At 38.5% G+C, this 20,430-nt stretch carries 17 protein-coding genes and 5 pseudogenes; 2 read left to right on the top strand and 20 right to left on the bottom strand.

What is annotated here, in order from left to right; translation table 11 throughout:
• Nucleotides 1–26 precede the first annotated feature (26 nt).
• The 3 genes and pseudogenes from cls to NSQ85_RS05325 all read right to left on the bottom strand — a co-directional run bounded on the left by cls (nucleotide 27) and on the right by NSQ85_RS05325 (nucleotide 4,212).
• Nucleotides 27–1,577 carry a cardiolipin synthase gene (gene cls / locus NSQ85_RS05335; RefSeq protein WP_179974534.1) on the bottom strand — a complete coding sequence of 517 codons (1,551 nt, stop codon included), beginning with the start codon at nucleotides 1,575–1,577 and terminating at the stop codon, nucleotides 27–29.
• A gap of 88 nt (nucleotides 1,578–1,665) precedes the next feature.
• A complete protein-coding gene (gene uvrC / locus NSQ85_RS05330; RefSeq protein WP_179973843.1) occupies nucleotides 1,666–3,453 on the bottom strand; it encodes an excinuclease ABC subunit UvrC in 1,788 nt (595 codons plus the stop codon).
• Nucleotides 3,454–3,512: 59 nt separating this feature from the next.
• Nucleotides 3,513–4,212: pseudogene (locus tag NSQ85_RS05325) on the bottom strand (YjjG family noncanonical pyrimidine nucleotidase).
• A gap of 183 nt (nucleotides 4,213–4,395) precedes the next feature.
• On the opposite strand from NSQ85_RS05325, the pseudogene NSQ85_RS05315 reads away from it, so the two are divergent.
• Nucleotides 4,396–4,937 (top strand): annotated as a pseudogene (locus NSQ85_RS05315) (biotin transporter BioY).
• 234 nt (nucleotides 4,938–5,171) lie between these two features.
• Here the strand turns inward: NSQ85_RS05315 and NSQ85_RS05310 are convergent.
• From NSQ85_RS05310 to NSQ85_RS05280, 7 genes are read right to left on the bottom strand one after another with little or no spacing between them, the layout of a single operon-like run.
• The gene (locus NSQ85_RS05310; protein WP_179973844.1) at nucleotides 5,172–5,798 is read right to left on the bottom strand and encodes an ABC transporter permease; all 627 of its coding nucleotides are present in this window, start codon (nucleotides 5,796–5,798) and stop codon (nucleotides 5,172–5,174) included.
• Between the two features lie 4 nt (nucleotides 5,799–5,802).
• Nucleotides 5,803–6,558 (bottom strand): ABC transporter ATP-binding protein, encoded by a 756-nt coding sequence (locus NSQ85_RS05305; protein ID WP_179973845.1) that lies wholly within the window; start codon nucleotides 6,556–6,558, stop codon nucleotides 5,803–5,805.
• Nucleotides 6,559–6,569: 11 nt separating this feature from the next.
• Entirely contained in the window at nucleotides 6,570–7,487 is a 918-nt protein-coding gene (locus NSQ85_RS05300; protein ID WP_179973846.1) for a glycine betaine ABC transporter substrate-binding protein, read from the bottom strand.
• A complete protein-coding gene (locus tag NSQ85_RS05295) occupies nucleotides 7,484–8,140 on the bottom strand; it encodes an ABC transporter permease (protein ID WP_445330297.1) in 657 nt (218 codons plus the stop codon). Before NSQ85_RS05295 ends, NSQ85_RS05300 begins: the two co-directional genes overlap by 4 nt.
• Nucleotides 8,141–8,183: 43 nt before the next feature.
• A complete protein-coding gene (locus NSQ85_RS05290) occupies nucleotides 8,184–9,695 on the bottom strand; it encodes an aromatic amino acid ammonia-lyase (protein WP_014727591.1) in 1,512 nt (503 codons plus the stop codon).
• A 22-nt stretch (nucleotides 9,696–9,717) separates the two neighbouring features.
• Nucleotides 9,718–10,821, bottom strand: coding sequence for a DUF917 domain-containing protein (locus tag NSQ85_RS05285; RefSeq protein WP_014608470.1), 1,104 nt, complete (start codon nucleotides 10,819–10,821; stop codon nucleotides 9,718–9,720).
• Nucleotides 10,822–10,837: 16 nt separating this feature from the next.
• Entirely contained in the window at nucleotides 10,838–12,472 is a 1,635-nt protein-coding gene (locus NSQ85_RS05280; protein ID WP_014608471.1) for a urocanate hydratase, read from the bottom strand.
• A 486-nt stretch (nucleotides 12,473–12,958) separates the two neighbouring features.
• Between NSQ85_RS05280 and NSQ85_RS05275 the strand changes: the two are divergent.
• A pseudogene (locus NSQ85_RS05275) lies at nucleotides 12,959–13,310 on the top strand (serine dehydratase beta chain); the annotation flags it as partial.
• A 73-nt stretch (nucleotides 13,311–13,383) separates the two neighbouring features.
• Here NSQ85_RS05275 and NSQ85_RS05270 read toward each other — a convergent pair.
• From NSQ85_RS05270 to NSQ85_RS05225, 10 genes and pseudogenes are all read right to left on the bottom strand, one after another.
• Nucleotides 13,384–13,986 (bottom strand): response regulator transcription factor, encoded by a 603-nt coding sequence (locus NSQ85_RS05270; protein ID WP_084830715.1) that lies wholly within the window; start codon nucleotides 13,984–13,986, stop codon nucleotides 13,384–13,386.
• Nucleotides 13,983–15,065 (bottom strand): sensor histidine kinase, encoded by a 1,083-nt coding sequence (locus NSQ85_RS05265; protein ID WP_084828925.1) that lies wholly within the window; start codon nucleotides 15,063–15,065, stop codon nucleotides 13,983–13,985. The genes NSQ85_RS05270 and NSQ85_RS05265 overlap by 4 nt, the downstream gene beginning before the upstream one ends.
• On the bottom strand, nucleotides 15,058–15,795 hold the full coding sequence (locus NSQ85_RS05260) for an ABC transporter permease (protein ID WP_014621744.1): 738 nt from the start codon (nucleotides 15,793–15,795) through the stop codon (nucleotides 15,058–15,060). Before NSQ85_RS05260 ends, NSQ85_RS05265 begins: the two co-directional genes overlap by 8 nt.
• On the bottom strand, nucleotides 15,792–16,673 hold the full coding sequence (locus tag NSQ85_RS05255; protein WP_179973847.1) for an ABC transporter ATP-binding protein: 882 nt from the start codon (nucleotides 16,671–16,673) through the stop codon (nucleotides 15,792–15,794). The genes NSQ85_RS05260 and NSQ85_RS05255 overlap by 4 nt, the downstream gene beginning before the upstream one ends.
• Nucleotides 16,666–16,845 (bottom strand): hypothetical protein, encoded by a 180-nt coding sequence (locus NSQ85_RS05250; RefSeq protein WP_179970924.1) that lies wholly within the window; start codon nucleotides 16,843–16,845, stop codon nucleotides 16,666–16,668. The genes NSQ85_RS05255 and NSQ85_RS05250 overlap by 8 nt, the downstream gene beginning before the upstream one ends.
• A gap of 10 nt (nucleotides 16,846–16,855) precedes the next feature.
• Nucleotides 16,856–17,065 (bottom strand): hypothetical protein, encoded by a 210-nt coding sequence (locus NSQ85_RS05245; protein ID WP_084830720.1) that lies wholly within the window; start codon nucleotides 17,063–17,065, stop codon nucleotides 16,856–16,858.
• A gap of 151 nt (nucleotides 17,066–17,216) precedes the next feature.
• Nucleotides 17,217–18,155: a bile acid:sodium symporter family protein gene (locus NSQ85_RS05240; RefSeq protein WP_179973848.1), complete on the bottom strand. Its 939-nt coding sequence runs from the start codon at nucleotides 18,153–18,155 to the stop codon at nucleotides 17,217–17,219.
• 144 nt (nucleotides 18,156–18,299) lie between these two features.
• The gene (locus NSQ85_RS05235) at nucleotides 18,300–18,749 is read right to left on the bottom strand and encodes a cytidine deaminase family protein (protein WP_179970925.1); all 450 of its coding nucleotides are present in this window, start codon (nucleotides 18,747–18,749) and stop codon (nucleotides 18,300–18,302) included.
• A 10-nt stretch (nucleotides 18,750–18,759) separates the two neighbouring features.
• Nucleotides 18,760–19,507 (bottom strand): annotated as a pseudogene (locus NSQ85_RS05230) (ABC transporter permease).
• Nucleotides 19,504–20,385: pseudogene (locus tag NSQ85_RS05225) on the bottom strand (ABC transporter ATP-binding protein). The pseudogenes NSQ85_RS05230 and NSQ85_RS05225 overlap by 4 nt, the downstream one beginning before the upstream one ends.
• Nucleotides 20,386–20,430 lie beyond the last annotated feature (45 nt).

The raw sequence follows: 20,430 nt of genomic DNA, 5'->3' as shown, positions 1-20,430 counted from the left end.
CAACCCTCTTCTTACAAAAATTGACATTACATCAATGGCGCAACTAGTCTGGCCAATAAACCTAGGGTCTTTTGATAGAATGGAAGATTTTTAACATCAGTCATGCTGACTCGGTGACACTGGTCTTTTGTTGCTTGGAAATCTTCCTCAATATCAAGAACCGAAGAAGTCCTATAGAGATAAGTCGCACACTCAAAATGATGATATAGACTTCGGTAATCTAAATTAATCGTTCCTACAACAGCCCTACTATTATCACTTACAAAGACCTTAGCATGAATAAATCCAGGGGTGTACTCATAGATTTTAACGCCAGAGGCCAGCAGTGTTGGGTAGTAGGTCTTAGCTAGGTAGTAAGCTGACTTTTTATCAGGAATGCCAGGCATGATGATAATAACGTCTACCCCACGCTCAGCCGCAAATTTCAATGCATGTAATAACTCACCATCTAAAATAAGATAAGGTGTCATGATATGAACAAAATCACGGGCATGGTTAAGAATATCAATATAGACATTCTTACCAACTTTATCCTTGTCCAATGGAATATCTCCATAAGGAACAACAAAGCCAAGAGTGTCAAAGCCCTCATGTTCAACCATATACGGTGTCACATCTAGCAGTTCATGAGAGTAGGTCCACATCTGCAGAAATAGGACTATGAAAGTATCAACCGCTGGCCCCTCCAGCATAAGGGCAGTATCTTTCCAATAACCAAAACGCTCAATCTTGTTAATATACTCGTCAGCTAAATTAACCCCACCTGTGAAAGCAACCTTACCATCAATCAGCAAGATTTTTCTATGGTCACGGTAATTATAATAGGTCGACAAGAAAGGCATCACTGATGCAAAAACACGAGTCTGAATGCCTATACTTTGCAAACGTTTCTTATAGTCGAAACTTAAGGTTGAGAATTCATTCATGCCATCATACAGTACTCGAACTTCCACCCCTTCTTGAACCTTCTGTTTCAAGATTGCTAGGATTTCACCCCACATCTCACCTTCACCAATGATGAAATATTCCAAGAAAATATACTTCTCTGCTTTAAGAAGCTGTTTCTTCATTTCTTCAAACTTGTCTTCACCACTTGGGAAATAGGTCGTCTTCGTGTGACGATAAACTGGAAAAGAACCATTCACATTTTCAAGATATTGGACCAAGTTATAGTTGCTCGTGTGACTCTGCTTAAGCTCTTCGAGGGCCTGATTATCCTGTTTCAGAATACCAGAACTGCGGTCAATATTGCTCTGAATAGCACGCTTCATCCCTGTGTAACCTATATCAAGTTTCGTATAAGCCAAGAGCAAAGCTCCGATAATTGGAAAAGGCAATACAATCAGGAGCCAAGTGTTGACAGCTGTTGGTTCCATATCACTTTGGAAGAGATAGATAATGGCCAGAATACAAAGGACTACTTCTGTTACTTGCAGGTGTATCCTATATTGATACAACCAGAAGTAAGACATGGCCACAACAACAAGCTGCAGTATAATGATTAAGAAGATAATCGTAGCACGACTAAATATTCCACGAAGAAAGCCTCGACGACTCTTATCATAAAGACGTTCAATTTTAGCTTCGTTTTTGATAGCATGACTCCTTTCCCTTTTTAAATAATCTTATTATAACAAAAAATGACTAAATTAATTTAAATTTTCTTTAATGACTATCTTGGCTCAATTTATCTAATAAAGCTTGAGCTACTTTTTGAGGAATTCCAAGAGCCTGGATGTCTTCGACACTGGCTTGTTGGATAGCTATCATTGATTTGAAGTTTTTGAGGAGTTTTTGTTTGCGTTTAGGTCCCAACCCCTCCACGCCATCAAGTTTGGAACTGAAACTATTCTTACTACGGACTTGTCGATGGAAGGTGATGGCAAAGCGGTGTACTTCATCCTGAATACGGTGAAGGAGGAAAAACTCCTCGGATTGACGTGGCAAATCAATGACTCGCAAGGGATCTCCAAAGAGCAATTCATTGGTTTGGTGCTTGTCATTTTTCTGAAGACCTGCAACCGGGATAGATAGATTCAGCTCATTACGAAGCACGTCCTTAGCGACATTGACCTGACCTTGACCACCATCCATGATAATGAGGTCTGGTGGGGTTAAACCATCTCGTTTGACACGACTATAGCGACGACGAATGACCTCACGCATACTGGCATAATCGTCAGGGCCTTCAACAGTCTTAATCTTATATTTTCGGTACTCTTTTTTATTAGGTTTGCCATTTTCAAAGACAATCATGGCAGAGACAGGGCTTGTTCCCATGATGTTAGAGTTATCGAAAGACTCGATACGGACCGGTGTCGGAATCCCCATGAGTTTTCCTAGATTTTCAATAGCACCTTGAGTCTTAGCTAAGTCTTTTTCGAGGAGATCAAATTTTTGGGTCAAACTGACACGAGCATTTTTCGTCGCCAGATTAACCAACTGCTTTTTCTCGCCTCTTTTCGGTTTAAAAACCTTGACTTCATCTCCGACCAGAGCTTCGACAGACTCTTGATCAATGTCTCCAGGAATAAAAATTTCCCTAGGCTTAAGATGACGACTATCCAGGTAAAATTGACCCATATAGGTCAGAAAATCTTCCTCAGCATCATTATAGTAAGGGAACATATTGACATCACGCTGGATGAGTTTCCCTTGGCGGACAAAGAAAACCTGAACACACATCCAGCCCTTGTCCACGTAGTAGCCGAAAATATCGCGGTCCAGCATATCTTGACGGATAACCCTTTGTTTGGTCCTTAGCGTCGACACTGCCTCAATCAGATCTCGATATTCTGCCGCCCGCTCAAACTCCATCTGATCAGACATGTCCTTCATTTTAGCCTTGAGCTGGTTAACAATTTTATCATCATGACCGTTTAGGAAATTCTTGACATCCTCAACCAAACCTTGCCAATAGGCTTCGGTGGTGTGACAGATGGTGTGGGCCTTACATTGACCAATATGGTAATAGAAACAGACCTTGTTGGCAGGATTTTTACATTTCTTAAAGGGAAAAATACGGTCCAAAAGCTTCTTGATTTCGTTGGCTGCACCAGCATCTGGGTAGGGACCAAAATAAAGACCGCCATCTTTCTTAACTTGGCGAGTAATCAAGAGTCTTGGATAGAGTCCCTTAGTAATCTTGATAAATGGATAAGACTTGTCATCCTTGAGGCGAATGTTAAATTTAGGCATATTCTCTTGGATGAGGTTAATTTCCAAAAGCAAGGCCTCGATATTAGACTCGGTAACAATAAATTCAAAGTCTGCAATCTCAGATACCAGAAGCTCCGTCTTGGTATCATGGCTTCCTCGAAAATAGCTACGCACACGATTTTTTAAATTTTTAGCCTTACCGACATAAATAATATTTCCGAATTTGTCCTTATGAAGATAACATCCCGGGTTGTTTGGGAGCAATTCCAACTTATGTTTAATCAAATCGTTCATGCTCTCATTGTAACAAAAAAAGAGCTGAAAAGCTCTTCGAAATCATGGCTATCATAGTTCTACTTAGATAAAATTTTCAGGATTTCCTCATAGTTTTTGACTTGATAGGTTGAAACAGCTGGAGTCTCATTGACTAGGTTCCTTGAATTGAACCAGACACTATCAATGCCTGCATTATTACCACCTTGGATATCAGCAGTTAGACTATCACCAATTATGAGAGCTGAGCTCGAATGAAAATCATGGACCTGATTTGTAATTTTAACAAAAAAGTCTGTAGACGGTTTGTGGCACCCACCTCATCAGAGATGAAAACATAGTCGAAGAAAGGTAAGATACTTGAAGCCTGCAGGCGGCAACGTTGGATAAAACCAACTCCATTAGTTGCTGCATAAATCTTATGGCCACGATCTTTGGCATCCGCTAAAAAAGCATAAGCTTGAGGAAATTTCTGACCCTGTTGACTTAAAAAATGTTGGTAACGGTCAGCTAAGTGACTGCCATCTACTTCTTTTCCAAAGTGCTCAAAGAGACGTGAAAAGCGCGTACGAAGTAATTCAGGCTTTGCAAGTAAACCATGGGTGAGATCTTCCCCACATGGCACGATTCATGGGAATATAGTGAGTGGTCTTTATAAACCTGAATCTCTTGGGAAACCGCACCAGCCTCTTCTAGTAGGAAAGTTAAGGCCAAATCTTCAGCACAGTCAAAATCTAGGAGAGTGTGGTCGAGATTGAAAAGTAGGAATTTGTATGGCAAGAGTAACATCCTTTCAGAATTCATTCTGACTTGATTATACCACAATCGTTGACAGTCAGCTGACTAACCATTGAGACAACAACGTGGTTACCTACCTTCCACCTCATTATCAATGAGAATATTGATATCAAAGGTGACTTTTTGTAAAATAGTTAACGTAAATTAGTTAAGAGGTTAACAAAAATGAATAAAATTGATTCCATAACCTTTATTGCACTAGGTGCCACCTTAATCATAGCTCTATCACCGTTTCAGATTACTTTAGGACCAATTCCTATCACACTTCAAATATTGGTAATAGGCCTAATTGCTACACTATATCGCCCTAAAGAAGCAACTCTTTCCGTTTTACTTTATATTTTATTAGGGCAATTGGTCTGCCAGTTTTCTCTGGTGGAAATGGTGGTCTTCACGCCTTTATTGGACTAACTGGTGGAATTTTACTTTTCTTACCACTAAGAGCATTAGTCACATCACTTATCGCAAATCGTAAGAAAAGCCTAATACAAATTTTCATCGCAAACTTTTTAGGTGAAGTGGTCCTTTTTATCGTAGGTGCCATCGGCTTTATAGTATTTACTCACTCTCCTATCCTAACTACTCTAAAACTGGTAGTCCTACCATTTGTACTACCAGATCTCATCAAAATTACCCTAACAACGCTATTTAGTCTCTTGTTACTAAAAGCACTTCAATCTCAGTCTTATTTCAAACTTGAAAAATAGCTAAAAATACCACTCAGTCTGACGGTGTTTCGTAAAGAAATGATTCAGATTGGGTGGTTTTTTCTTGTCTATTTTTGCTCATTTTTCTTTAGTTAATCAGTCCAAAAATTTTATACATTGCTACTACTAAGTAATTGTTGAAGAAGTCTTAACATGTCAACAAACGAATAAATAAAGATGTATTTATTGAAATTACTAACGTTAATAAGCTAAAACACCAATAGTGTTAAATATCTAAACAGAATATTCCTTTTGGAACAACTCTTCAACAAGATAAATTATTAAGTTTGTTAATAAGCTTAGACCTACAGTTAAGATAATTCCCCATAAAAGTTTTGTAAGATTCATCGTACGTAGCCCATCAAAGAGTATGACTCCGAGACCGCCTGCATTAATCATTGCTCCAATTGTGGCGATTGCAATAATGGCAGTTGAAGCCAATCTTAAACCAGCGAAAAATGACTTTTGAGCTAACGGAAATTGAACCTTTAACAAAATCTGCCACTTAGTCATCCCCATAGCCTTTGCAGCTTCAATAACATGTTTATCAACTTGTGATAGTCCTGACAAAAAAGTTCGAACTAAAATATATTGAGCATAAATAACTAAGACAATGATAGCTGTTGTTTGACCTAATCCCGTAATAGGTATCAAGAGAGCAAATAAAGCAAATGAAGGAATGGCATACATTAAAGAAAAAAGATAAATAGTAATATGACTAAATTCTTTATAAAAGTTAAGAAATATTGTAACAAAAATTGCTAATACAATTGCAGTAACTATCGCAATAAAACTTATCTCAATATGTTCTAGTAAAGCACTAAGAAATTCATCATAAGAATTTCTAAAAAAATCAAACATATTCCTACCCCCATAAGCTTTCTTGGTTTTTGGCTGTATCAAGTAGTCGCTTAACAAAATCATTTGCAGGTTTCTTTAAAATGGCTTCTGGTGTATCAAATTGCGCAATTTTTCCTTCGTCCATAATCATAACTCGAGTTCCCAATTTAAATGCTTCGTAAATATCATGAGTGATAAAAACAAAGGTTTTATTTGGATAAGTTTTATGAATCGTCAACAGTTCTTCTTGTAATTCACTTCTTGTAATGGCATCGATAGCCCCAAAAGGTTCGTCAAAAAGCGTCACACTAGGATCTGCAGCCAAAGCTCGTGCTACTCCAACACGTTGCTGCTGACCACCAGATAATTCATTAGGATATCTCTTAGCATATTGATCATAAGGTAGCTTGATTAATGATAATAACTCTGACACACGCGCCTTTATTGTTTTTTTGTCCCAATTAAGTAATTTTGGAACAATAGCGATATTTTCTTCAACTGTCTGATGAGGAAAAAGTCCAATCTGTTGAACAACATAACCTATACGACGTCGTAACGTAATTTCATCTAGCTGATCAATTTGGCTACCATCAAATATTACAGCTCCTGAGCTGGGTTCTATAAGACGATTTATCATTTTTAAAGTAGTCGTTTTTCCAGATCCAGATGTACCTAAGATGGTAATAAATTCTCCTGTTTTTATCGAAAAATTAAGATTATCAATAACAGTCTTATCACCGTAACGCTTTGTCACATGATCAAATTTTATTATTTCTGTCATACATTTTCTCTCTATTTGATTGTTTTATAAAAATCTTGTGCTACTTTTTGATAGTTTTGACCCTCTACATCTACTTTAGCGTTAAGTTTAGTCACAGTCGCTGTATCCAATTTTTTAGAAATTTTGTTCAACGTACTTTCTATTTTCGGATTAGACTTCAACACATCATCTCGAACTATAGGAGCCAAATTATAAGGGGGCCAAAAATGTTTGTCGTCTTTTAAAAGAAGATATTTATTTGTATTAATCAATTGACCTTCAGTTGTATATGCCGGAGTGACATCAGCTTCTTTATTGTCTAAAACGGTGTATTTTAAGCTATTGTCATAAACCTTGGAAGACTTCCATGAAAAATCTCCATAGATTTTGGCTAATCCAGGAAGACCGTCCTCTCTCTGATCAAATTCACCTTGAGAAGCAAAATTCAACTCAGAGGCATGTTTTTGTAAGTCTGAAATTGTCTTAATTCCCAGCTGATTTGCAATATCCGTTCGAATGACTAACCCTTGACCATCATTTGCTGAAGCATATTTCAACCAAGTTACCTTGAACTTTTTCTCATAGTCTTTTTTGACGGTTTCATATACTTTTTGAGAGTCTGTTTCCATCGGTTCTTTTAAGATTGAGAGTAAGCCAGTTCCCGTATATTCTGGATACAAATCAATCTCTTTATTTATCAATGAACGATGAATCAAAGAACTAGAAATGTTAGAAACTCTCTGAACTTTATAACCATTATCTTCTAAAGCTAAGGCATAAATTTCAGCTACAACTAGATTTTCAGTAAAATCTTTAGATCCTATTCGTATTGTGGCATTCGTCTTAGAACTATTTACATTATGGGAATGTTTTCCTACAAAAACAAAACCCGTCACAACACCAATAATAATAGCTAGTAAAATTCCTAAAAATAATTTTTTACGCTTCATATTTTATAACTCCTTTTCTTGTGTTTTTCAATAGGCAAACGACTGATTAGTAAGTCAAAAAGAATCATACTTATAAACGATAATAAAGCGACCGACCCACCACCAATTATCAGAAGATCATAGCGATAAAGACCCAAACCTGTAAAAATGATTGTACCAAGTCCACCTGCACCAATATAAGTCGCAAGAGTGGCACTAGCAATTACTTCAATTAAAGCGAGTTTAATTCCATTTAAGATATGTTGACTTGCTAAGGGAAACCCCAGTTTATATAATGTTTGCCACTTTGTCATTCCAAGTCCAGTAGCTGTCTCAATTAATATCTGTGGAACCTCATTAAACCCCACAATAGTGTTTAATAAAATAGGAGGAACTGCTAATACAACCAGAGCAATAATTGCAGGTAACCGGCCTACACCAATAAAAGGAATAAGAATAAACAATAGACCTAAACTAGGAATAACTCTCAAACCCTGAGTACAAAAACTAGCAACCTGTTTTAATTTAGGGTTTGAGAAGCTAAGATAACCCAAAGGTAAACCAATTACTAAAGCAATCATCAAAGCCTCTCCACTTAACGCTACATGATCTCCAAGTATTTTGACATAATCCTTACAATGTTCTATAAAATACTGTTGTATTTGTTGAATGATCACCCTAATCTCCTTTTCATTACTGTATTCCCGTCTTTATCTACTAAGCTGAGACGTAATCTTTAGTAAATAAAGTTCGTATACAAATTTTTCCTATATCTTTTGAAATACCTCTAATAACCTGATAAAGCATATGATGGTCTTGTAAAGTACCGTATCGTTCAAAGATTATTTGGAATACTTCATGAGTTAATAAACCTAAAGGTCTTTCCTCTGGAAAACGTATAGATATGGCTTGAGTAGCATAAAGTAACTCAATAGCCAAAATTTCGTGAAGTTTGTTTACAATTCCATCTAGTTCTTGAAGAATTAAAGGTAGGTTGGTTTGCCTATCTTCCATTTCTCCTGCCAAAGGATAGGAAATATTTGATAAAGTTTGACAAGCATGATGAATCTCAACATCTAAGGTAGCAGCCGTCTTTTGCAAAGCTTGTAATCCGAAATATTGGTGCTCATCGGCAATTAAAAAACGACTCAAACCTGTAAAATCCGGATTACCTAGTTTAATCATACGTTGAATTGAAGCATTAGAAACATGACTCAAAGCAACGTTCAACATTTCAATCGCCAAACTAACATTTAATGTTTCAAAATGTGGTGTTGACAAAATACGTTGATTGTCAATATCAACCATTGGATTGTCATCAGATGACTCTAATTCAAGTAACAGTTGCTCCTCAACATACGATAAACTATCATAAGCGGCACCATGAATCAGTGTGGCATTTCTAAAGCTGAGAGGATCTTGAACCGTTTTTGTTTTATTATTTAATAAATAACTGTCCCTCAAGGCAGATTGAAAATGCTGACTACTTATGTTTTGACCATTGTGATGTTTCGCCTTAACCACCAAATCATCCAAAGGTGTTATATTTCCACCTAAAGCTTCTAAAGATAAACTACAGGCCAGATCAAACCAATACAAAAGATTTTTAATTTTTGGAATCAATAAAGATAATCGTGAAAACGAAACAGCATTTGAGCTAATTACCGCTAATCCATCTTTAGCATAAAAACGAATAGGTTTAAGATGAAGTCGCTTAAAAACTTCTCTAGCCTCATAGCGATTACCTTCATAATCAACAAGTCCTTCTCCCATTAATCCCAAACCTATATAAGATAAAATACCAATATCACCCTCACCAACAGAACCAAAGCCGTTTACAACTGGAGTAACTCCTAAATTCAAAAAATCAACTAAACGTTCTGGAATGGCAACCTGGATACCTGCGTATCCTTTAAGCATATTGTTAAGATGTATCAACATTGCTGCTCTAACATTATCAATAGATAGTTCTGGTTCAATTCCAACACAGTGGGCATAGATTAACTGACGATTAAATTCCTCAATTTTATCTTTCGGGATTTTTCTATCCTTATTTTTACCAACACCAGTATTAAGACCATAAATCTGTTGCTGACTATCAAGAACCTGTAATACGACCTTCCTCGAAGCTTTGAGACGATGATAAGCTTCAGGAGCTATTGTCACTTTTTCCCCCTTAACTACACGTTCAATTGATTCAACGGTCAATCCGTATCCTGTTAATTCCATACCTTATCACCTAAATCGTAACTTATTTGAAAGCATGTCTATACAAGTCTATACCTAAAACATTCTCTACTTCGGGGTAGACACTAGGATCCTTCACACCAGTACTTAACGGAAAATGTTTATGTGAAATTTTGAAAACAACAACTTCTTCGTCAATACTAATCTCGTCAGTACTCAAGGCCTTGGCATCTTTTGCCCTAAATAAAGTAATAACATCAGGATAAGTAGCAACACGTCCTAGTGCTTGACTATCTACAGCCATAAATTCATTTTGAACATGGAGCGTTACATTATCCGATTCAGTTTTTATTTTTACCTTACCAACATCAAAAGCTTCATCGGTGTAAGTCATATCCTTGGCAATAACCTTACCTTTAGCTAAAATTTCTCCATGAGTATGCTTAACAATAGCATCAATAATCGATGAACCATCTTCATTTTGATGTTCTAGTATGCAATATCCCAATTCAATAGCCTTAGATAAGCCTCCAATAACAGCATTCTGTTTGATATAAGATACTGTGAGAGGATGACGGGCAGCAGCAATGAAACCGCCTGATAAATCCGAAGCTATTCGAAGAATTTTCGAAGTGTAAGCTGCCGTTCCTTGCACGGATAACTCAATATGGCGACCTGTTTCACGACGTCCACCTGACACAGCTTGAATAGTTTCATAAGTCGTATCATTAGCTACACCCATATTTCCCATTTTTCCAGTAGGATGGGCTCTGATATCACCAGTAGCGTCAACAACAGCTAATCCCAATGCTGATGCTGATAGCCAACCGTTTGTCGAACTGGATTTTCCATTCTGAGGTGTTAATATACCTTTGATTTTTTCAGGATGGGGATGTTTCTCAAGGAGTAATTCTACCGCACGAATATAATCTTTTCCCAACATCTGCCAATCTGTTGTCCCAGCCGGTGCTCCAATTGCTGTTTGAGTGATAATCAAATCATCCTCTTCAAACTCATCAATAGTTTTTAAGACTACTGGAGATAATGCAACTGCTGCCTCTCCCATTTCAAGTCCGTGCTCATAAAAGCCACCGCCACCACTCGCATAAACGGAACCTCCAATACAAGCAGCTAACACATCGTTCTTAGTCAAATATTTTATCGTCATTTAAAACTTCACTCCTTTATAAATGAACACGTCTAATACGTTTTTGCTCAATCTCGTCTAGAGATGCTTCATAGCCAGCATCCGCATAGCGAAGAACACCTAAGCTAGTGTCATTGGTAATTGATAACTGGAGACGTTCAGAAGCTTCATGTGTCCCATCAGCTACAACAGTAATACCAGCACTCTGCATATAACCGGTGTATCCTCCTCCACCTGAATGGATAGCGACCAAATCTGCTTTAGACGATGCCGCTAACATGGCATTTAACAGTGGCCAGTCTGCAATGGCATCAGAACCATCTTTTAAATTCTCAGTCATAATATTAGGATGTGCCATAGCTCCAGCATCCAAATGATCACGTGTAAAGGCAACTGGTGCTGATAGAACACCTTCTGCTACTAAATCATTAACAGCTAAAGCTAATTGAGTTCTTTCCTCATGGCCTAACCATCCGATACGAGCAGGTAATCCTTGAAAAGGAACATACTTACGTGCTAATTTGATCCAATCTGTGATAATGGTATTATCTGAAAAGTGCTCTAAAAGATAATCATCAATAATGTGAATGTCCTTTGGATTCCCTGACAAGGCTATCCAACGAAAAGGACCTATGGCTCTTTCAAATAGAGGTCTTAAGAAAGCTTCTGTAAAAATAGGAATATCGAAGGCATTCTCAACTCCGAACCTTTTTGCCTGTGTACGAATATTATTCCCATTATCAAAAACTTTAGCACCTTTATTTTGGAAAGAAAGAATTGCTCTGACTTCTTTAGCAATTGAAGCACCAGCATCAGATTCTAGTTTCTTTGGATTTGACTGACGAACTCGTATCACTTCTTCTAAAGAGTAATTTTCTGGAACATAGCCATAAAGAAGATCATGAGCTGCTGTCTGATCACTCACAATATCAGGAACGATTCCTCGATCTAAAATATCTTGATAGACTGTTGCTGCATTTCCGATAACTGCAATAGAAACATTTTCACCTTTTCTTTTAGCATCATCTATCCACGACAATGCTTGATCTAAACTATCAGTCTTTTTATCAACATAACCAATTGATAAACGCTTATCAATATTGTCTTCATTAACATCGACAACAATAATATTTGCACCCGCCATTTTAGCTGCCAGAGGTTGAGAACCACCCATTCCACCCATACCAGCAGTAAGAATTAATCTCCCTGACAAATCATCGCTGAAATAAAGACGACTAATAGACTTAAAGATTTCATATGTTCCCTGTATGACGCCTTGTGAACCAATATACTGCCAATCTCCTGCAGTCAATCCACCCCAAGCAATTAAGTTTTTATCATACAAATCATAAAAATTTTCCGAAGTCGCCCACTTTCCAACTAAATTAGAATTAGCCATTATAACCAAGGGAGCATCTGGATGTGTTTTTAAAATGCCTATAGGTTTCCCAGATTGTATAATTAAGGATTCATCTTCCTCAATCGTTTTTAAACTTTCGACAATAGCTTCATACGACGACCAATCTCTTGCTGCTTTGCCTAGAGCACCATAAACGATAAGATTATCAGGATCTTCAGCATTTTCCAAAACATTTTCCAAGAGCCTAAGAAGCGCTTCTTGACGCCATCCCTTAGTTCTTAGTTGATTTCCTCTTTGTGCTTTTATCGTCATCCCTGTACTTCCTTTTCTTTAAATATGTTTTTTTATGTTATCACCAAACAATTGTCTTGCATAAGCTATTTTTTTTATGGCGCATCATAAATAAAAGTTATGACCGATTGTAAAAGTTTCAAATTATTCATGATTTATATTTCTCAATTGAAAACAAAAATACCTCAATAATTGGAAAAAAAGTCCAATCATTGAGGTACGATTTATTATCTTAGTCCTAGTATAAAATTAATATGATTTTTCTGCCTTAGTTGAAATTGCTATAGCCTTCTTCTACCCAAAAAAGGACGACCCGCAGGCCGCCCTCTCTGATTTATGAAAAATAAGTATTGCTTACTTAATAGAACATTATTATATCTATTGAACCTTAAAGAAACCTTAAAATAAGTTATTTTTTTTATGGTTTCAATAGATTTTTACTTAAACAGCGAATCTCTCTAATTCATGGTATACTGAAAATATAAGATTAATCAAACGAGGCGTGTTATGAAAAATTTAAAATTTCAATCCGTTTTTGACATCATCAGTCCTGTCATGGTAGGGCCTTCCTCAAGCCATACTGCAGGAGCTGTTCGTATCGGAAAAATTGTTTCGGCAATCTTTGGTGATGCACCCACTGAAGTAGAATTTCAACTTTTTAATTCCTTTGCAAAAACCTATCGAGGTCATGGGACAGATGTGGCTCTTGTGGCTGGTATTTTAGGTATGGAAACTGATGATCCTGATATTCCGCATGCGCTTGATATTGCACACGAAAAAGGTATTAAGGTCTACTGGAAGATTAACAAAGACAGCAATGTACCGCATCCTAACACCACTCGTATTACACTAAAAAATACTTCACTCTTACTAATTAATCTAATTTCAATTTTTAATTTAATCATAATGATAGAAAATTTACCTACTTCTCCTCATCCCAACCAGTCTTTTTCTTTGGCAATGCGGACAGCTTCTGTTCTGTTGCCTGCATCGAGTTTGGTCAGGATGGCTGTCATGTAATTTCGAACTGTTCCATTTGAGAGGAAGAGGCTTTCTGCGATTTCTTGGTTAGTTGAACCTTCGGCAACCATGACCAAGACTTCTTGTTCACGTTGGCTAAGTGGATTATTGTCAAAGGCGACACCTTCAACTAGCTCTGGCGAGTACTCCTTTTGACCTGCTAGGACGGTATGGATGGTCGCCATAAGGTCACTGATGGAACGCTCTTTGAGCACATAAGCATCCACCTGGGCTGCAAGGGCTCGTTTAAAATAGCCTTTACGTTTGAAGGTGGTCACAATAACGACCTTCGTTTCTCTTTGGTTGGCACGGATCCACTCTAGGACATCAAGACCTGTCTTAACTGGCATTTCAATGTCTAAAATTGCTACGTCGACCTCTTCTTTTTTCAAGAGAGCAATGGCTTCTTGACCATCACTGGCCGCATGGACATCTTCGACATCGTCTTCCAACATGAGGAGTTGGCAGAGGGCATCCCTCAACATTGACTGGTCTTCGGCGACTAATAATTTCATGCTTTTCCTCCCTCTTTCAAATGCACACGAATCATGGTTGGATGCGATTGAGACAGAATTTCCAAGTCTCCATCTACCAAACTGAGGCGCTCTCTGATACTGTGTAGTTCTTGTCCAGTGACTTCCTCAAAGCCACAACCATCATCCTCAAACTCAAGGATAATACCTTGATCACGTCTTAGACGAATCTGACAGCTATCAGCCTGGCTATGTTTGATGACATTATTGGCCAGTTCACGAAGCACCATGGACAAGGTAGACTGACTAACTGGTGACAGGCTGTCTAAGTCAAGGCTACTATCCACGGTCAGGACGATATCAGATAGGTCAAAGAGTCGCTCAAGTTCCAGTAACTCCTCTGCCACCGTTCGGTACTTAAGCTTATTGACAATCTCACGCACCTCATACATGGAGTCACGACTTATCTGATTCAATTCTTCCAGATTCTTTCTAGCAGCTTCATACTGCTCCTTGTCCATCTGTTTTAGAGCCAACTCGGTTTTGAGACTCATCATGGCAAAGGTGTGTCCCAAGGTATCGTGCAAGTCACGACCAATACGATTACGTTCATTTTCAGCTGATAGGATATTGATGGTACGGTTGGCTTCTTCCATCTTTCTCTCCTGACGCATACGGTTTTGAAAATAGTACATTCCCAAAGAAAAGAGGGGAATAACCATAGACAGCAGGTGGGTACTCAAATCGTCTGTCAATAGGAAGGATGATGACGTCAAAATCAAGAGTGTCGCTAGAAAGGATAAGAAGCGATAAGATGATATGCTATCCTCAAAGCGCCAAACGAGAAGATTGACGTTGAAAAAAATAAACCACATCATCCCCCCCTGGAAGGTCAGGGTCATAAAGATAATGTAAGCTAGAGTGTAAAACCACAGAAAGGGAATCCACTTACTATAAGCTTTTTTCAAATACACCATCAGGAGATAAGCGATGGTAAACAGTCCAGTCAAAACTATGGTCCAAACTGGAAAATACCCACCAAAGACTCCCAATACTGGAAAGACAAGGAAAATCAGACTAACAAAATAAGCGAAATCATTTTTCTGGTAAGTTCTAAACATGGTCACTTTCTCTGTAAGATTTAATAAAAAGGGCTAAGCCTGTAGCTATTGTAGCATAGACCAGGATAAAAATGAGTGATTTCCATGAAAATTCCCCTTTTTTCGCAAAATTGACTACCAACTGATTAATATGATAGATGGGTGTCCACTCCGAAATGTGCTGAACCCATTTTGGAAACATGGTAACTGGCATCCAAGAACCACCGATAATAGCAAGTCCAAGAAAGACGATATTTCCGACAATAGCCATGATTTGTTGAGACTTAATTTGGGCTAGGAGCAAGCCAAAGGATAGGAAGACTAGGCTTGACAAGAGTAAAAGAGCCCCTGAACCAAGCCAATGTGATAATGGCATCTTAACATCACGCACAAAAGCTCCTACACAGAAAGTTACGATGATAGCAACCATAAAGTTCATAAGAACTCGGAAGATTTTAGAGAGGTAGTAGGCCTGAATACTGATTTTTGAATGTTCGATATAGGTTAGCCAATGCTCCGTTTGATCCTCTCTAAGCATGTAGGGAAAGGTAAAGAAACCAAAGCTGGACATAGAGAATCCTGTCATGGTCAGCATATAGGACAAAATAAAGGCTTTTTGTGACTCTGGGTCAGGACTCATTTCCATACCTGAATACAAGAGGAAAAATCCGACGGGCATTCCGATAGACATGATAAAGACGGGCCAACTGCGCCATGTTTTTATCCATTCGATTTTAAGTAGTGCTTTCATGACTTGTCCTCCCTTGTGCTATCAAATAAGCTATCTAAAAGTGTTTTGTTTTGAATTTCAATGTCAGAAATGCGACAGCCGTGAGCTTGTAAACTACTCCATACACTTTCAATATCTTTAGTCATAAAGGTTACAACATCACGTTTTTCAGTTACTTCATAAATTGCTGCCAGTTTATCAAGACTTGGTGCAAAGCGACTTGCTAAAGTGACTTGTTTTTCCTTTTCTTCGCTACGCATGGCATGTGGCGTAGTATCCCTGATGAGTTTCCCCTGATGAAGGACCAAAATACGGTCAGCTGTGTGCTCGACTTCTTCGATATAGTGTGACGAATAGAGGATGGTCACACCTGACTTTTTCAGATCATTGATGATTTCCCAGAAACGTTGGCGTGTCGTAGTGTCCATCCCTGCTGTCGGCTCATCTAAAAAGAGAATGTCAGGCTTGCCAATTAGACAGAGGACAAAGGCAAGAAGACGTTTTTGTCCCCCTGAGAGTTTGTTCGCAAACTGCTGATACTGGTCGTCTTTGAATTGTAAAAGTGCTTGAATCTCTACTTTAGATAACCCATTTTCAGAAATATCTTGGAAAAAAGTAAGCAGTTCCTTGACTTTTAATTGAGAGGGAATGGTATTTTCTTGAAGGAGAACAGCAATTTGATCTTGTGCTTTACCCTTTTTACCCTTGATAAAGACTTGACTGCTACTGGCTTTCTTATCACCAAGAATGCAGGACATTAAGGTCGTTTTACCAGCACCATTTGGCCCAATTAAAGCAAGACAGTCGCCATGTCCCACCTCAAAGCTAATATGGTCTAAAATCGTTTTTCCCTTAATCTTTTTGACAAGATTTGTGACTTGAAGGATTGCTTCACTCATTTGTGTGATTTCCTTTCTTTTGAAAAAAAGCTAAAAAAACATAACAATCTGCAACAGACACACCCATAACACTATAGAGAATATCACTGCTGCCATGAAATAGGACATAAGCAAAGAGGATGGTCCAAGTTGTTGCTAGGAGCATGATGCTCAGTATTTTCAATAGTTTCATGCTGGGCCTCCTAGTTTTTCAAATCATTTATGACTAGATCGATAAAACTTTTAGCCATCGATATGAGAATGTAGGCTGAGATAGATAAGCCAATAATCATGCCAAGATTTGAGAAAATAGCTTCAAAGTTGCCTTTTTCAAAGATATCAGTAAACATGCTAAGTCCAGCAAAAACAGTTGCGATAACAGCGTAGATAAGGTAAGATGTTTTGATTTTCATGAGATGACCTCTTTCGTTTTTATTATTTCTGAGTTATGACTAAAGTATATCTTTTTGGTCACTCTCTTTTTAGCACCAAATGTCATGACATGATATGACATTTGTCATGTGACGTAAAAAAAGCCAACCTAAGGTCAGCTTTTCATTTATCTTAATGACTCTTTTTTGAATGGTTCTTCCACCATGATGAAAGGATAGAACCTGAGATATTGTGCCAAATGCTAAAGATAGTTGATGGGATGGCTACTTGTGGCACGAAATACTTCATAGCAAGCGTTGCTCCCAAACTTGAGTCTTGCATACCCACTTCGAAGGTAATGGCTTTTTGTTGAGGTTCTTCCAAACCAAGGAGTTTTGAAAATCCAAAACCAAGGACATAACCACAAAGATTGTGGAGCATGACAACCGGAATGACAAGAGCTGTCGCTGCTGTGAAAATATTGGCATGGTTGGCAGAAACCACTGCCCCAACAATCAAGAGGATGGCAACCTGTGAAATCAAAGGCATAATCTTAATGATGGCATCGATTTTCTTACCAAAAATAGAGTGGATAACCACACCCAAGATGATAGGAACAACAACGATACGCAAGGTACTAAGGAAAAGGTTCTGTGCAGGCACACTGACATACTGATCAGCCAAAAAGGACAAGAGCATTGGAATCATGAGTGGTGCCAAAAGGGTTGAAAGGGTTTCGATAGAAACATCTAAGGCGACATCCCCACCTGAAAGAAAGGCCATGACACTAGATGAAGTTCCGCTCGGACAAGACCCAACTAGGATAACACCTGCTGCTGTTGCACCCTTAAGATGGAAAATTATACAAAGCAACCAAGCCAAACCAGGCATGATGACATAGTGGGCAACAGTCCCAAGGATAACAGGAATTGGACGCTTAGCAATACGCTTGAAATCCTCAGTGGTCAAGGTAAGCCCCATACCAAAGAGAATCAAACCAAGCAAGTAGGCCGTATTGGGAATGACCCAACTACTTGTTGCTGGAAAGGCGTAGTTAAAGACAGCCCAGAGAATAACAGCTGCAGTAAACCATTTGCTGAGCCATTTACTAAAAGATACAAGTGAATCCATAGTGTAACCTTCTTTCTATTTTCATGATATAGTATAGCACTTTCATTTTGAATTTCAAGATATGTTTGGAATTTTCTGAAATTTATTTCAAAAAGAATAAACCCTCGCACTTGAATGGCGAGAGCTTAGAGATTTCTATAAACTTTAAACCTTATCTTTCGACTTCTCTTCAAACTGCTGAGCCCGTTCTTCTCCCCACCACAGTGGTAACAATTCCCCCAGAGTGATGGTTTGACGTGTTTCGTAGTCAACCATAAACTCTAAGTTACGATTGTCAGGATGGAGCTCCATTAAAAATTCTCGACAGGCTCCACAAGGCATACCAGACGGTCCACCGTGAGGTGGCTGGTCTCGAAAGGCAATAATACGCTTAACTTTGGTCTGACTAGTCTCTTGATACATATTAAAAAGGGCAGCTCTTTCGGCACATAGATGGAAAACACCACACGTCCCTTCCATACAAAAGCCTGTGAAAATTTGTCCATCTTCAGCCTCCACCGCAGCCACTACGTGCTTAGCATAGACAAAGTCTGATACTTCCTGTGGCTGATACAAAGCTTGAGCTTGTTCATACATTTTCTGCCAAATATCCATTATTTCTCCTTTAACCTCGATCACTTTCTCTTTGCGACTTGATAAAGAGTGCGAGCCCTGTTGCTACTACAGTATAAGCCAAAATAAACAAGACTATTTCCATGAAAATTCCCCATTGATAGCAAAATTAACAACCAACTCATTGATACGATAGACAGGCGTCCACTCAGAAATGCTCTGAACCCACTTTGGAAACATGGAAATAGGCATCCATGAACCTCCCACAATAGCCAAGCCAAGGTAGGTGATATTTGCAACCACAGACATGATTTGTTGGGATTTAATCTGAGCGATAAGCAAGCCAAAGGCCAAAAAGACCAAGCTTGATAGAAGTAAGAGGGCACCTGAACCTAGCCAACCTGATAAAGGCAACTCAACATCTCGAACAAAAGCTCCCACACAAAAAGTCACAATGATAGCCACCATAAAATTCAGCAAAACACGAAAGATCTTAGATAGATCTTAGATAGATAATAAGCCGAAATGCTGATTTTAGAATGCTCGATATAGGTCAACCAGTGCTCCGTTTGGTCCTCTTGCAACATATAAGGAAAGGTAAATAAACCAAAGCTAGACATGGAAAAGCCAGTCATGGTCAACATATAAGACAGCAAAAAATCTTTTTGAGCCTCAGGATTAGGTGTTGAGACAATACTTGAAAAAAGGAGGAAAAAGCCAACAGGCATTCCGATTCCCATGATAAAGACTGGCCAGCTTCGCCACGTTTTTATCCATTCTATTTTTAGTAATGCTTTCATGCCTTGTCCTCCCTTGTTGAATCAAATAGGCTATCCAAGAGTGTTTTATTTTGGATTTCAATATCAGAAATTCCACAGCCCGCTTCTTCAAGACTTTGCCATACCTTTCCGATATCTTTGGTCATGAAGCTAATGACATCTCTCTTCTCAGTAATCTCATAGATGTCTGGCAGTCCGTGAACAATGCTAACAAAACTACTTGGCAGAGTGACCTGCTTCTCTTTCTCTTCGTGTCGCATAGCGTATGGCGTAGTATCTCTGATAAGTTTCCCTTGATGGAGGACTAAGATACGGTCAGCTGTGTGTTCCACTTCTTCGATATAGTGGGGGAATAGAGGATAGTTGTTCCAGCTTTTTTCAAGTCATTGACAATCTCCCAGAAACGCTGACGAGTTGAGGTATCCATACCCGCTGTTGGTTCATCCAAAAAGAGGATTTTAGGTTTATCAATCAAACAAAGGACAAAAGCCAGAAGACGTCTTTGCCCACCTGAGAGTTTGTCCGCAAACTGCTGGTACTGGTCTTCCTTAAATTGCAGGAGTTTCTGAACCTCTTGATTGGTCAAGGGATTATCAGAAATAGATTGGAAGAAGACTATCAGCTCTTCCACTTTCAAACTATTTGGAATGGTATTTTCCTGAAGGAGAACCGCAATTTTATTTTTGGCCTTACCTGCCTTACCATCAATGAGGACCTGACCACTGCTCGGCTTTTTATCGCCAAGAATACAAGACATCAAGACAGTCTTACCCGCCCCCATTAGGTCCAATCAAGGCGACACAATCTCCCTGATTTATCTCAAAACTAATATCCTCTAAAATGGTCTTTCCCTTGATGCGTTTTCCAAGGGATGTGACTTGAATAACCGTTTCACTCATACCTGTGATTTCCTTTCTTTTGTATAGGAACCATGCTAATTGACA

The sequence above is a fragment of the Streptococcus sp. FSL L8-0526 genome, from assembly GCF_038007145.1.
In the GTDB taxonomy this organism is placed as follows: domain Bacteria; phylum Bacillota; class Bacilli; order Lactobacillales; family Streptococcaceae; genus Streptococcus; species Streptococcus thermophilus.
Note: the sequence above shows the minus strand (reverse complement) of the source record. Positions and strands in the feature narration are given on the sequence as shown.